This is a genomic window from Tessaracoccus sp. OH4464_COT-324 (assembly GCF_003932855.1).
GTDB lineage: Bacteria > Actinomycetota > Actinomycetes > Propionibacteriales > Propionibacteriaceae > Arachnia.
The window spans coordinates 37,274-53,074 of sequence record NZ_RQYZ01000010.1; the positions used below are offsets into that span (position 1 = coordinate 37,274).

Consider the following 15,801-nt stretch of genomic DNA (forward strand, 5'->3'; position numbering starts at 1 on the left):
CCCGGAAATCGGCACCAGTTGCCGAAAACCGTCCACGGCTTCCCAAATCTGCTCTCGGACCCGGCTAGGCTGCATATGGCAACCCCGAGCTTGGAGGGTCCTCAATGAAGAAAGCTTTTGCAGCACTGGCTGCGACGACACTCGCTCTCACGGGAACTCTGTTCTCGCCCGCCCATGCGGACGTTACCGACGCCCCGCCCCCGCATGCGGTGCTGCGACGAGGCAGCCAGCCGAGCGATTCCGGCAAGCCACAGAAGGCGCTCGTGATGCTCAAATCGCAGCCCGAGGGCAGAGGCGATGAGGCGGCAGGCTTGGCGGCCGTCGAACGCGTAACCCGTCGTTGGAGCCATGTGGAGGGCTTCAAGGTGCGGCGAAAGTTCGGCTCGCTTGTGCACGGATTCTCCGTTGAGTTGCCTCGCCACCAGATCCCAAACCTGCTAGGCGACCCTGACATCGAGTCGGTGCGGCCATTGAAAACGTACTATCCGACGATGGCCTCCGCCGGCGACCTGACGAAGAGCACGCAGGCCCGAAAGAACCTAGGGGTTGACGGCCGCGGCCTCGTCATCTCCGTTATCGATACCGGGATCGACCCCACGCACCAGGACATGCGCCTAGATGACGATGTCGAGGGGCGTTTGAGGCCAACTGGTAAAGGCACCACTGAGAAGATTCCCTATGGCTGGAACTTCGCCGACGATAACGACAACTTCGTGGACACAACCAGTTCGATGCACGGCATGCACGTCGCCGGGATCGCTGCAGCCAACGGCGGCAAGGACGCGGATGCGCTCAGTGGCCGGATCAATGGCGTCGCGCCCAACGCCCAGCTGCTCAGCATGAAGGTTTTCTCCAACGGCCAAGATGGGGGTGCCAGCGAGGACGACATTATCGCTGCCATCGAGAAGTCGGTCGAACTCGGTGCCGACGTGATCAATATGTCGCTCGGCATAACCAACGGCACCGAGCAATCCAGCGTCGGCGAGGGGCGCGCGATCGCGAATGCCCAAGCTGCAGGCGTGCAGGTGATCGTCGCAGCCGGAAATGAGGGCATCAACGGGTCCTTGACCGGCGAAACCGACGACGCGACCGGCCTGCTCGACGACGGCACCGTCGGCTCCCCCGCAACAGCACGGGGTGCCCTGAGCGTGGCGAGCGTCAACAACACGCAGTCTTTGGCGCACAAGGCCGTGTTCACCGCGGGCGCCGAGAAGCTGGAGCTGGGTTACCAGCTGCAAACCGGCGCCCGCGATGATCAAGAGTACGACATCGTTGCCGCCGGCTTTGGCAGGTTCCCCAGCGACTATGCCTCCGATGACCCGGAGCCTCACGAAAACGAGTTTCCCAACGGGGTTGAAGGTAAGTTCGTGCTCATTGAGCGCGGAAAGAATACCTTCGCCAAAATGTTCGGCAACGCCATGACGGCGGGCGCAGCAGGTGTGATCATCTACAACTCGGTAGAGGGTGGAGACCGATATGAGAGCATGTCCGGGGTGGATGATGTCGCCTTGCCGGGAGCATTCATGTGGCGAAGCCACGGCCTGAAAGTCAAGGAGATGATCGCTGCTCACGGTGGCAGCATCAAGGTGGAACTCACCAGGCAGACGGTGCCCTATCCTCTGGGAGACAAGGCCCTCACGCCCTCCGCATTCACCTCCTGGGGAACCGGCCCAGCCCTCGATTTCAAGCCCCAGCTCTCGGGGATCGGTGGTTCGGTCTACTCGACCCTGAACGGCAACGAGTACGGGGAGGAATCCGGCACGTCCATGGCAGCGCCCCACGTCGCTGGCGCCTTCGCGCTGGGACGCGAGGCCTACGCTAAGCGCTTCCCCAGCCTGGGCAAGTCGGAAGCCAACGAGCGCCTGCGGATCGCGCTGGCGAATACCGCCCGCATCCTGGAAAACCCAGACAGGGTGCCCTACGCGCCCCGCCAGATCGGCGCCGGGCTGATCCAGACCGAGGACGCACTGCGCACGAACGTCTTCGCCACCGTCGAGGGTTCGCCCACCGCCGCGTTGCGCGAGGTCCGGGGCCCACGGACGTTCACCGTCAGGCTCTCCAACCACGGATCGACGGAGCACACGTTCAGCGCGGGCGGCACCTGCGTGCTGGCCGAGTCGCAGACGATCAACGGCCCCAACCAGATGAGTTGCAACCCGGCGGAAAGCCTATCCGCCAGCGCCGCCAAGGTTCGGGTTCCCGCCGGGGGCAGCGCCACCGTCGACTTCACCCTGACGCCGCAGGACGGAAAGGACCACTGGATCCAGGGTTGGGCCACGCTGGCCTCCGACGACGAGACCGCACAGCCGTCGCTTTCCGTGCCCTACCTGGGTTTCGTCGGAAACTGGAATGCCGAGCGCATCATTGACGACCCGGAGAACCCCTATTTCGCTCCTCTCTTCGGCGCAGACACCCCGAGCCGCACCAAGCTCGTCCGACCAGGCATCGGCGGCCCGGAAGAAGCCTTCTGGATGTCCTTCGCCGAGAACGAATCCATCTACCCCATGGTGATGCTGATGCGTTCAGCTAGCGAGGTCGAGGCCGAGGTGCTGAAGGGCGACAAGACGTGGGTCAAGCTGGGAAGCGACCGGGACGTGCTCCGCCACCGGTTTGTGGAGCTGGATCCGGACACCGACAATTCGCATCTCCTCTCCACGCTAGGCTGGGATGGCGGGATCTACGATCCTGCCAAGAACGCCTTTGCTAAAACGCCGGATGGTACGGATTACGCGGTGAGAATCCGCGCACGGTTGTCGTCTGACTTCGACTGGCAGGTGACGGAACTGCCCTTCAAGGTCGACAACACCGCCCCGGAGCTGAGCCTCAACATGACACCCAACCCCGACGGGTCACGCACCTTCATGGTGTATGCCAAGGACGCGCTCTCCGGCTTGATCCCCAGCTCTGGGCAGGCAAGCTTGGTCTCGCGTCCCAAATTGTCGCTCCCGGTGGAGAACCAGCCCGACGGCAGCTTCAAGGTCACGGTGCCCCCGGACGCCGTCAAGGATAACGACTTCCTGCGCTTGACGGTCCAGGATGAGGCGGGCAACGTCGCGGAGAAGATCGAGTATCTGGGCTCCGCGCCAGTCAAGCTGGTCAACGAGCACCTGTTCAATAAATGGGTTGGCTCGGATACCGAGCAACAGGTCGCTCCCCGTATTGAGGACGGCGAGATCGTCATGGCGCTCCACGTTCTGGATTCGGTGAAACGGGTCACCGTGAACGGCCACGAAGCCCGTATTGAGGGCTCAGGCGCCGAAGTCAAGCTTCCGCTGAAGCAGGCGAAGTCTCCCGAGGACGTCAACCGGTTCGAGGTAGTTGCCTTCGACGGCAGCGGTCAGCAGATCTATAAAATCGACCCGGAAAATCTCTGGCTGGGCTACGACATCACGCCACCCGAGCTGAAGATCATCAAGATGAACCTCAGCGACAAAGGCGAGGCGATTCTTGATGAGAACGGCGAGATCGAGATCGAGGCTATTGTCTCCGACGACGTCTCGCCCGTCAGCGACATCGTGGTTTACCAGGACACCCCCGGTAATCCCATACCCGTGGATGGGAACGGCCGGTTCAAGACGAGGCTGACCTCCAGCGACCTGGTTCCTGCGGTCTTCCTGAATGCGAACGATCACGCCGCACAAGGAGCGCTGGTTAATCAGGCGCTGAAGACTTGGCCTGTCTTTAACGAGGCCCCGGATCTGTCTCCGAGGATCGCGTTTGACGACCCAAACCTGCACCCGATCGCGCCTGAGGCTGGAGCCGTCTTTTTCGTAGACAGCAGTTTCGAGAACCTTGAGTTGATTGACGATGAGGCTACCGGGAATAAAATCGCGGCCCGGCTCACGCTCAAGGGACGAATCTTGGGCGCGTTCCAGGACTTCCGGGTCGAGGACAAGGCCGTGAAGCTGGACGACAACGGCCGGTTCGAAGTGCCGATCAATCTGGTGAATGGCATCACCAAGGTGGGCATCGAGATCCAGCAGGACGCAAGCAACTGGGCTGAATCGAGCCTCACCTTCCTCTTCGACAGGAACCTGCCTGACTACTCGTTCGCGACTGATCCCCGGGTGGCCTCTGACGGCGCTATCTATCTGACGTCACCCAAGGATGTTCGCGTCTCCGGCGAGGTGTCCGACGATGAGTTCGGCTACGCCTTGAAGCTCAATGGTTCAGTGATACGCAACTTCCAGAACCTTAACGACCCCGGCGCGGATCGCAACCGGCGCGCCTTTGACGAGAAGATCCTCGGCAAACCCGGCGAGTTCATGCGGATGAGTTTCTACGACGAGTTCCAAAACGGCTTCGAACGAACCATCCCGTTCGTTTCCGACGGCCAGGCCCCGCGGCTTGAGCACCAAGGGTTGGCGGCGAGTCAGCTGCTGTCCGGAAAGACCACGATCAGGGTGATCGCGACCGACACAAACCTAGAGCGGCTGCACCTCACCCTGGACGGCAAACCCCTCGCCGGCAAGGTGGTGCAGGCTGACCACCCCGGGGCCACGTTGACCGTGTACCGCGGCGGCGAGCCGCAGCCCGCACAGGCCAAGGCGTCCGACGCGCGGAGCGAGATCGTTGTGGAGGCGGAAATCGACAGCGCCAAACTGGCTTCAGGCACCCATACGCTGGTGCTGCTCGCCGCAGACGCCGCAGGCAACCAGTCCATGGAGAAGCTGCTCTTCCTCGTCAATGCTCCCCCCGTGATCGAGGGACCTGAGTTCCTCATCGTGGAGGCGAACGACGACGTGAGCGCCGCAAGCAAGGTGTTGGCCGCGCTGAAGGCCGGCTACGTCGCCCGTGACGCGGAGGACGGCGTCCTGCCGCTCACGATCTCCTTCGAGCCGTCCACCTTCCAGAAGGGCAGGCAGTATCGGGTGCTGTTGTCCGCCACGGACTCGCTCGGCCAGCGCGTGCAGCGCGAGGTACGTGTTGAGGTAAGGCCAGCGGGCGACCACAAACCTGGCAGCCCCGGGAAACCAGGCACCCCCGGGAAACCGGTTGGGCCAGGAAAGCCCGGCAAACCGGGCCTGCCCAAGACCGGGGCCTGAGACTGGCACCTTCTGGGCTGGCAGAACCCGGTTCTGCCAGCCCAGAGCCATGTAACGATTGGGTAACTCTCATCCTGGTAAAGACGAGCCGCACCCACCCCGGAAGCCAATTGTTTGCCCTTGTCGTCGCACAAAGCACAGCCAAGCCCGCCCCCTATCACCGGCAAAGCATAGGGTGACCGCCCAGCAAGCGGGCTGCCCGCAGTCCGGGAAAACCTCCCGAAAGCAAGCGAAGTGGCTTGTTGGCGGATAGTATGCGGCCGTCCAAGCAAGATTCTGTGGAATCATGAACGAACGGATACAGATGAAAAAAACGATGGCATCGCTGGCGGCGTTTACGCTGGCGGCTTCCGGGGTGCTTGCCACCCCCGCCTTCGCGGACGAGAGTACTGAGCCCCCCGCTCAGCCCAGTGTCGTGGCGCCTGTCGTCGACGCTGAGGAGGCGCCGGTGGATCAGCCGCGGCGCGTGCTCGTCATGCTGAAGCACCAGCCCGAGGGGAAGGGCAACGAGTCCGAGGGCCTCGCTGCCGTGGAGCGGGTGCTGGGCCGTTGGCAAGATACCGATGGGTTCAGCGTTCGCCGCAAGTTCGGCACCCTGGTCAACGCTTTCTCCGCGACGCTGCCGGAGAGCCAGATTGATGCGCTAGCTGCCGACCCTGACGTCGAATCGGTCAAGGTCCTCAAGGTCTTCTACCCGACGCAGCAGACCGCTGGCGACCTCTCGAAGAGCACCTCCGCTCGTAAGAACCTGGGTGTGGATGGCCGGGGCCTCGTCGTCTCGGTGATCGACACCGGCATTGACCCCACCCACCGCGACATGCGGCTGGATGACGGAGTACCCAAGAAGCTGAAGCCCAAGGGTAAGGGCGCCACTGACAAGGTGCCCTACGGTTGGAACTACGCCGACGATAACGACAATTTCGTTGACTCCACCAGTTCGATGCACGGCATGCACGTCGCGGGAATCGTCGCGGCGAATGGCGGCCCTGACGCCAATGTCACCACCAACGGCAGGATCAACGGCATAGCGCCCAACGCCCAGTTGCTCAGCATGAAGGTCTTCTCCAACAACGAAGAGCTCACGGGCGCGCAGGAAGACGACATCATCGCGGCCATCGAGGACTCGGTGAAACTCGGCGCGGACGTGATCAACATGTCTCTCGGCTCACCGAATGGTACGAACCAATCCGCAGTCGGTGAGGGTCGCGCCATCGCCAACGCACAAGCCGCCGGTGTCCAGGTTGTAGTTGCCGCGGGCAACGAGGGCCTCAACGGCTCGCCCAGCACCAACACCACCGACCTGACCGACAAGCTAGACGACGGTACCGTCGGTAGCCCGTCAACTGCTCACGACGCCCTCAGCGTCGCCTCGGTGAATAACTCCCAACTCATCGCCTCTACCGCCGAAGTCGCCGCCGCAGGCCAGACGGAGAAGGTGGGTTACCAGCTCCAGTCCGGCGAGACCGATGACGAGGCGCACACGCTGGTGTTCGGAGGTTTGGGCAAGCCGGATCAGATCCCGGCCAACGCGAAGGGCAACTACGTCCTCATCCAGCGGGGCGAAATCGCCTTCACGGAGAAATTCGACAACGCCATCGCCGCTGGAGCTACCGGCGTGATCATCTTCAACTCTGCTACCGGTGGTGACAAGTTCCAGGGCATGGCCGGAGTAGGCTCCTACAAGATTCCGGGCGCCTTCATGTTCCACTCCACCGGTAAGCGTCTGGAGAAGCTGATCCAAGACAACCCGGGCGGCGTCACTATCAAGTTGACCGAGGAGTCTCTCTCCCTTCCCCTGGGCGACGTAGCACTGACCCCGTCGGACTTCACCTCGTGGGGATCCGGTCCAGCGCTCGATTTCAAGCCGCAGATCGCGGGCATCGGTGGCTCGGTCTACTCCACGTACAACGACAATTCCTACGGAACCTCGTCTGGTACCTCAATGGCAGCCCCACACGTTGCTGGCGCTTTCGCCTTGGGACTGCAAAAGTACGAGGAAAAGTTCAGCGGACTGAACGACGTCCAGCGTAACGAGTTGCTGCGCGTGGCGATGTCCAACACAGCGTTGATCCTGGAAAAGGGCGGTGTTCCCTTCGCCCCGCGCCAGATCGGTGCGGGTCTGGTGCAGACCGAGGACGCGATCAATAGCAACGTGTTCGCTACCGTGGATGACTCCCCCACCGTCGCCCTGCGCGAGGTCAAGGGTGCACGCACCTTCACCGTGACCTTGAACAACAAGGGCGACAAGGCTTACACCTTCACCACCGACGCGACTTGCGGTGTGCAGGAGTCCCAGCAGGCTGCCCAGGCCAACACCACCTCCTGCAGTGATGCCGAGAAGGCCGTCGCTGCCAAGAGCGAGGTGACCGTCCCTGCCGGCGGGACTGCTACTGTCGACTTCACGGTCACTCCCGCAGGGAACACCCCGCACTGGCTCCAGGGCTGGGTGAAGCTCGCGTCCAAGGATGCGGCCCAGCCGTCGCTGTCGCTGCCGTACCTCGGCTTCGCCGGCGACTGGAACGCCGAGCCCATCATTGACGCTCCCGGCGCTACCCCGTACTACAACGCGTTGCTCGGCCCCTCGCAGCCCAACCGCTCGACGCTTCTGGCTCGCAGCGTGTACGGCCCCCAGCAAACCACTTGGCTGTCCCCCAACGATGATGGCAGGAACGACGCCATCTACCCGGCGATCATGATGCTCCGCTCGGCCAGTGATGCCGAGTTCGAGATCGTGAAAGATGGGGAGGTGCTGACCAAGCTCGGCAGCGCACGGGATCTGCAGCGCAGGCCGCTCGGCAGGCTTCGCCCCTCCGGTCCCAACGCAGCAGCCACCTTCTTCGACAACCGCTGGGGTGGGCGCATTTACGATGCGGTTAACGACGTGTTCCAGCTTGAGCCCGACAGCAGTCCCGGCGCTTACACCTACCGGGTGCGGGCGAGACTCTCCGAGGACTTCCCCTGGCAGACCTACGACTTCAACTTCGGGATCGACAACACCGCTCCCAAGGTCGAGTTGAGCTTCCAGGAGAATGCCGATAAGTCGAGGCTGTACACCGCCAAGGTAACGGAAACGGGTGCAGGTCTGTTCCAGAAATCTGCGAGCGCGCAGAGTCCGGTAACCGGTGATTTCTTCGCGACGACCGAAGGACCGAACAACACCTTCACCTTCACGCTCACCCCAGAGCAGGTGCAGGGCAACGACTACTTCGTCTTCTCGATCATGGACCGGGCGGGCAACATGGGCTCCAAGCTCGAATACCTCAGCGCAGAGCACCTGCTCATCGATACGGATCGCTACAACAAGTGGATTGGAACCATCACCCGAGTCATTGACGCTCCGAGGCGTGTCAATGATCTCGTGACCGTCGATTTCGTGGCCAGCCCCCAGGTGGCTCGGGTCACTGTCAACGGTGTTGAAGCCCGGCTGGAAGACGGGGAGGGCGAGGCCGAGATCAAGCTTGAGGTAGACAAGAAGAACACCATCACCGTCATCGCCTACGATTCGAACGGCGCTGAGCTGTACAAGAAGGAACTCTGGCTTGGGTTGGACCTCACTCCCCCGGTGATCGAGTTCACCGAGATCAAGCTGAACGCAAACGGTGAGGTGGTCCTTGCGGACGACGGAACCGTCGAGTTCAAGGCTAAGGTGACCGACAACCTGTCCGGCCCGGATGACCTGCTCGTTCTGGCAGGCAAGGGTCTTGATGGTGCGGATCTGTTCCCGACCATCGGGGCTGACGGGACCTTCTCAGCGCACGTTCGCCCGAATCCTTCGGATACCGGACTGGCTCTCGCGGCCGCTGACCACGCCAAGGAGAACACCACCAGCCTCGCCAACATCGGCCGCCTGATCGTACCGATCGCCGGCCGGGCCCCCACTTCGGGACCCTCGACGATGCGGATCGTCTTCGATGATCCGGATCTCAACTCTCCGGGCGCCCCGTTTGGCGAGCAGGTCTACATCGTCGGTCCCCACAACCTCGCCCTCACCATGGTCAATGACCGCGCTGAGGGCGAGGAGGTTGCCGCGAAGCTCGCCCTCAAGGGCCGCTTCACCGTGAAACCGCACGCCTTCCGCATCAAAGGCAAGGACGTGGCGTTGAACGACAAGGGCGAATTCAGTGTTCCCCTCGACCTGGTCAACGGCATCAACAGCGTCGGCTACGAGGTGGTTGAGAAGAGCGGCGACGACGCCCACGAGGGCAAGTGGCGTTTCTTCTACGACCGCAACCTGCCGGGTTACACGATGAAGACCGACCCTGCCATCGCGTCCGACGGTGCTATCTACTTGAAGGCGCAGCCGGCGGAGGTTGCGGTTTCCGGCGAGGTCTGGGACAACGAGTTCGGTTACCGTCTGGAGCTCAATGGCTCCACCGTTAAGGACTTCGACAACCTCTGGGATCCCGGCAAGGACGTGAACCGTCGCCCTTACTCCGAGAAGGTCAAGGTTGCCGACAAGGACAACTTCCTGAGGCTGACCCTGTTCGACCAGCTTGGCAACGGCATCGAGCGTTCGATCCCCTACGTAATCGACGGGGCAGCGCCGACTGTCAAGATCAATGGCATCAAGGACAATGATCTAGTCTCCGCCAAGCACACTTTCACCGTCGAAGCTGAGGATGACTCGCTGAAGGAACTGACTGTCTGGATCAACGGCAATCAGGTCGACAGCAAGCACATCGCTAAGACGGCGGTGCACCCAGCGGCTAAGCTCATGACCTTCCGCAACGGCCAACCCGTCGCTGCGGAGGATCCGCAAGAAACCTCCGGTGAGATGCGGCCCGCGGCTCTGCCGGGCACCGGTAAGAAGGCTTTGTCCATCACCGTCGATCTGGGCGCACTCGGTCTTGACAGCGGAAAGCACGAGCTCCGAGTCCAAGCCGACGACTACGCCGGCAACAAGACCCTGAACGCCCTGTCCTTCGAGATCAACCACAAGCCGACGATCTCCGGGCCGGACTCCCTGGATGTCACCGTCGAGGGAGACCCCGCGCAGCAGTACAGGGGCGTGATCGATGCGATCAACGCCGCGTACCAGGTGAGCGACCCGGAAGACGACAAGGCGGGCAAGGCTATCAGCCTGAAGTTCGACGCCACGAAGATCAAACTGGGTCAGAGCTTCAGCCTCACCCTGTGGGCGGTTGATTCCGCAGGGCAGCGGGTGGAGCGTGAGGTAACCATCCGCGTGACCGTCAAAGTCAAGCCGGGCAAACCAGGCAAGCCAGGCAAACCCGACAAGCCGGGCAAGCCAGGCAAGCCGGGCAAACCCGGTAAGCCGGGCAGGCCAGGTCTGCCGAAGACCGGCGCCTAACAACCAACCGAGGGTGGGCCCCAGCTACGCAGCTGGGGCCCACCCCTTTTTCTTCGACGACGTCAATCGCTCACTTCCGATGTTCGATCATCCTTTCCCAAGTTTCACGATCTTCATTTCGGCCCTATCCTGTGGTAGTAAGCAAACGATGCGAGGGGACTTTAATGAAGACTACGCTGCTAAAGCTTATGGCATTGTCATTGGCGTTATCAGGAAGCGGAATTGCGGCATTCGCCGACGATTCCACTTCACCCACCACTCCTGCCGAAGGAGCTGCAGAAATCAAAGCGCCGGCTTACCATCCCGAAGTCACCGGCGCACTCGTCATGCTCAAGGAACAACCCGACGGGTTGGGAGATGAGGACGCAGGCCTGGCGGCCGTTGAGCGGGTGGTGGCCCGCTGGCAAAGCCGGGAAGGTTTCCAAGTCAGGCGAAAATTCGGCGCATTGGTCAAGGGATTCTCAGCAACGATGCCACCCGCTCTCATGGCCGAACTCCAGTTCGATCCCGACGTGGCGAGCGTCAGGAAACTCCAAACCTTCTACCCTGCGCTCACGAATGCTGCCCGGCTCTCCGAGGCTAGCCAGGAAACCCGCCAACGTTTGGGCGTAGATGGCCGTGGGCTCGTCGTAGCAGTGATCGACAGCGGAGTGAACCCACAGCACGAAGACATGCGACTCGACTCGGATGTGACGCCGCGGCTAGCTCGCGACACGAGCATCCCGGGCACCACCGACAAGGTCCCGTTCGGGTGGAACTATTCCGACCAGAACGCGTTCTTCACCGAGACGAAGAACGCCTCGCACGGCATGCACGTCGCAGGCATCGTCGCAGCGAACGGAGCAGAAGGCCCCGCCTCCCCCATCGGCGACCGAGTAGACGGTATCGCGCCTAACGCACAGATTTTGGCTATGAAGGTCTTCACCAACGACAGCAACAGCCCGAGTGGCTTGGAGGACGACATCATCGCGGCGATCGAGGACTCCGTGAAACACGGCGCCGACATCATCAACCTGTCGCTTGGTGCACCCAACGGCGTCCAGCAGGTTTCGGTAGGCGAAGGCCGAGCGGTGGCCAACGCCCAGAAAGCGGGTGTTCAAGTGGTCGCTGCTGCGGGAAACGAGGGCCTCAACGGCTCCCGGACCCGCGATGAGCAAGACATCACCGGCATGCTCGACGACGGCACGCTCGGCACCCCCGCCATCACGGGCGAGGCCCTGGCCGTCGCTTCGATCAACAACAGCTCCAGCGACAAGCTCACCCCGTCCTACTTCACGTCCTGGGGCACCGGATCCGCCCTACAGTTCAAGCCTGAGATCGCAGGCATCGGCGGAGGCGTCAAATCCACTTACAACAACGGGTACGGCACGGAGTGGGGCACCTCGATGGCTTCCCCCAACGTCGCAGGGGCATTTGCACTTGGCCTACAGGCCTACCAGCAGCGGTTCCCCGACCTAAGCAAGGCCGAACGCAACAAGCTGCTGCGCATCGCAATGAGCAACACCGCCAAAGCGCCTAGCGTGGCCGGCGTGCTCGCCCCGCCGCGACAGGTCGGGGCAGGCCTCGTGCAGACCGAAAGCGCGATCAATACCAAGGTCTTCGCCACCGTGGCCGACTCCCCCAACGTTGCGCTCGGCGAGGTTCGCGGCAACCGCACTATCGCGGTCAACCTCACCAACAAGGGCACCAAGCCGTATTCGTTCACTCCCGGCGCAACCTGTGTTCTCCAGGAGAACCACGCTCCCAATGAGCGCAACTACCCCAAGTGCTCCGCAACGGACACAGTCCGCCACCCCTCCGAGAAGGTGACCGTGGCCCCGGGGAGCAGCACCACCGTCGAGTTCACTCTGGAGGTGCCCGACGCCGCCGCGCACTGGGTGCAGGGTTGGGTAACTCTCGCCTCGGACGACCGGGAACAGCCTTCGCTGAGCGTGCCCTATCTAGGCTTCGCCGGCGACTGGAATGCCGAGCCCATCGTCGACGCTCTGGACGGGCCAGGATTCTTCGACGCCTTCTTCTCTGGAAAGACGCACGACCACACCACCCGGCTGATGACGAACATCGAGGGCGAGGCGCGCCCCACCGCTTGGTTCTCGCCCAACGGCGACGGCCACGGGGACAGCGTCTACCCACGGCTGATGATGCTGCGTTCGGCCAGCGACCTTGAGTTCGAGGTACAGCGAGACGGCCAGCGCATCATCGGGCTGGGGCAGGGCAGGGATTGGAGTCGGCCGCTGATGCGCAGCGTGCTGGCTTCGAAGTCCTCCGCCGCCAACTCTGCCTATGCCCACAGCTGGAACGGCAAGCTGTACAACCCCAAGACCGACCAGTTCGATACCGCGGCGGAGGGGCGCTACACCTACCAGGTCCGCGCCCGGCTTTCTCCCGACTTCGGCTGGCAGGTCACTGACTTCCCGTTGGGCATCGATCTCACAAGACCCAACGTGTCGCTGAGTTTCACCCGCAACGACGACGGCTCACGAAAATACACCGTCACCGCGTCTGACGCGCTGTCCGGTGTGCGGGATGTAGTGGCCGAGGATTCCCTTTCCAAGCAGACCTTCACGGTGGCGTTGGACGGCCCCGACAGCTACTCCTTCACTGTTCCGGCGGATATCGCTCGGACACAGTCCTTCGTCCGCGTCGGTGTCCGGGATCTGGCGGGCAACCTCGCCAGCGAGACCAGCTCCTACAGCACCAGGACCCTGAGCGTGACCAACCTCGACCGATTCGACCGCTGGGTCGGGGCCGACTCCGATGCGCGAGCCATCCCCGCCATCGCCGACGATGCCGCGCGCGTCGAGTTCGCGGCCGGCCCCGACGTGGCACGGGTGACGGTCAACGGCGTAGAGGTGGCTCTCGAAGCGGGGCGCGGCGCGGGCACCGCTCCGCTCTCGGTGGGCAGGAACGACATCGTCGTCGCGGCTCACGCCGCCGACGGAACGCTGCTGGAGGAGCAGCGAATGTGGCTAGGCTACGACCCTGTTCGACCCACCGTGCAGCTGCGCGCGGGGTTGCTGGACGATAGCGGCAGGCTCACTCCCGACGACGACGGCAGGATCACGCTCGCCGGCACCGTCACGGACAACATCACAGCACCGGCCGAGCTGACCCTGCAGATCGCCGGGCAGCCGGTGTCCATTGAGGCCGACGGCTCGTTCGAGTTCGCCTTCGATCCGGGCGCCGCCGAATACGTCGGCGTGTTCGTGCAGGAGCATGTGAGTGACCATGCGATCGGCAACCTCGTGTCGGCTCGGTGGCCGGTGGCCACCCGCCAGCAGTTGACGCACGGCATCCGCATAAACTTCGACGATCCCGCGCTTCAGGCGCAGCGCGCGTTCGGCAAGGCTTTCAACGACGTAACCTCGCGGTACCGAAACCTAGAGGTGGTGAACGCGGACGCGGTGGGCGACGAAGTGGCGGCCCGCCTACGGGTCACCGGGGCCTTCTCCAAGCGCCCGGCCGCCTTCCGCGTGGATGGTCAGGCCATCTCGCTGGATGCCTCCAACCGGTTTGAGTTCACTCTCGAACTGGTCAACGGCGCGAAACGGTTCGGCTTTGAGGTCGAGGACACTCCCGGCAATCTGATCGCCGCAGGAAGCTGGCGGTTCAACTACGACTCCACGCTGCCGGGCTACACCTTCGACTCTACCCCTGCGGTGAACTCCGACGGCGGGCTGTACCTCAAGTCGGCGCCCACGCACGTGGACATAACCGGAGAGGTGTGGGACAACGAGTTCGGCTATCGAATGCTGATCAACGGCTCCGTGGTGGGCAACTTCACGAACAAGAACGATCCGGGCCTGAACGATGGCCAGCCGATCAACCGTCGCCCATACTCGGAGACGGTAAACGTCGCCCAGGGCGACAAGTACATGCGGGTCAGGCTGACCGACCTCATGAACAACGGCATCGAGCGGCGCATCCCTCTAGTGCTCGACGAGGTGAACCCCGTAATCAGCCACTCCAGTACCCAGCCCGGGCCACTGGTTGACCTGGAGCAGACCTACACCTTCAGAGCTACGGACTCTAACATCGAAAGCCTGGCTGTCAACATCGACGATCAGTCGGTTCGGGCCGAGGTCGTCCGGGTCAATCCCCGGCGCGATGTGATTGAAGGCGAGTACCGCCACGGCGTCTGGCGCCAGCTGCCCGTCCCGCCCGCGGGTCAGGCGGTCACTGAGCTGGAGATCGTGGTTCGCCTGGCCGACGTTCCTTCGCTCGCCAGCGGACGCCACGTTATCTCCGTCCTGGCCACCGATAAAGCCGGCCGGACCGCCAGCTATGACGAGCCCTTCGTGCTCGGAGCGATGCCGACGATCGCTGGCCCGGACACGCTGGTGCTGGCCAACAACGGCAAGCTCGACGAGCAGGTCCGCAAGGCGTTCACAGCGAAGGACTCGCTGGATCAGCCGCTCGAACTCAAGTTCGACCTGTCCGGGTTGAAGCCGAACCAGGCGGTGGCGGTCACGTTGAGCGCCACGGACTCCTCGGGGCGCAAGGCCGAGAAGGTGGTACAGATTACCTTGGACACGGCACCCGAGATCGGTGGAGGAGCCGAGCTGACCGTCGTGGAGCCGAACCCGACCCGGACGGCAACTCTTGAGGAGCAGGTCCGCGCGGCCTTCCCCGTCACAGATGCGCTCGACGACGCGGCCGGCAAGCCGGTGCGGCTCGACTTCACCCTGCCCGAGCTGCAGCCCGGGCAGGCTACCGAGGTGACCCTTTCGGCCACCGACTCCCTGGGCCAGGTGACCACGAAGAAGGTGCAGATCACGTTGAAGGCGCGCCCGCAGATCGTCGGGCCGGACAGACTGCGGATCAAGGGTAGCGCCCCGGCGCTCAATCAGATCCGCGCCGTCTACCGGGCCACTGATGCGCTCGGCCAGGTGCTGCAGATAACGTTCGGGCCTGAGCTGGCGCCGGATCAGGAGACCGAGGTGACGCTGCGCGCTGTGGACGAGGACGGCGTGGTGGCCACCCGGAAGGTTCGAATCCTGCTCGATAGCGCGCCGCTCATTTTCGGCCCGGATGCCGTCGAGCTGGAGCCCGGGGAGGATTACGCGGCAAAGCTGCGTGCGATCTACCGGGCCTCGGACGTGCTGGATGAGGCCGCGGGCAAGGGGGTGGAACTGCGCTTCACCCTGCCGACGCTGTTGGTCGGTGACGCCGTGAGCCTGGAGCTGTCCGCCACCGACTCTCTGGGCCAAACGACGCGGCGCGTCGTTTGGGTCAGCCTCAAGGCCACGCAACAGCCGGATCCGACGCCGGAACCGAAGCCCGTGCCCAAGCCGACGCCGGAACCGAAGCCCGTGCCCAAACCGGACCCCACGCCGGATCCGGAACCGAACCCGGGCAAGACGGTCAAGCCTCAGCCTCCGGAGAAGAAGCCGGGGCTACCCAAGACCGGCCGATGATCCACTGACTGAAGGTGGCGTGCCCCGT

3 protein-coding genes are annotated in these 15,801 nt (G+C 63.2%); all 3 read left to right on the forward strand.

Annotated elements, in window-relative coordinates:
- Positions 1 to 104: 104 nt before the first annotated feature.
- The 3 genes from EII42_RS07190 (at position 105) to EII42_RS12905 (ending at position 15,773) form a co-directional block, all read left to right on the forward strand.
- On the forward strand, positions 105 to 5,045 hold the full coding sequence (locus EII42_RS07190; RefSeq protein ID WP_125171443.1) for a S8 family serine peptidase: 4,941 nt from the start codon (positions 105 to 107) through the stop codon (positions 5,043 to 5,045).
- Positions 5,046 to 5,331: 286 nt separating this feature from the next.
- Entirely contained in the window at positions 5,332 to 10,356 is a 5,025-nt protein-coding gene (locus EII42_RS07195; protein ID WP_125171444.1) for a S8 family serine peptidase, read from the forward strand.
- Positions 10,357 to 10,544: 188 nt separating this feature from the next.
- Positions 10,545 to 15,773 carry a S8 family serine peptidase gene (locus EII42_RS12905; protein WP_233558309.1) on the forward strand — a complete coding sequence of 1,743 codons (5,229 nt, stop codon included), beginning with the start codon at positions 10,545 to 10,547 and terminating at the stop codon, positions 15,771 to 15,773.
- Positions 15,774 to 15,801 lie beyond the last annotated feature (28 nt).

Coding starts and splice junctions, on each gene's coding strand:
- EII42_RS07190 (WP_125171443.1), top strand. CDS start 105: ATGAAGAAAGCTTTTGCAGCACTGGCTGCGACGACACTCGCTCTCACG.
- EII42_RS07195 (WP_125171444.1), top strand. CDS start 5,332: ATGAACGAACGGATACAGATGAAAAAAACGATGGCATCGCTGGCGGCG.
- EII42_RS12905 (WP_233558309.1), top strand. CDS start 10,545: ATGGCATTGTCATTGGCGTTATCAGGAAGCGGAATTGCGGCATTCGCC.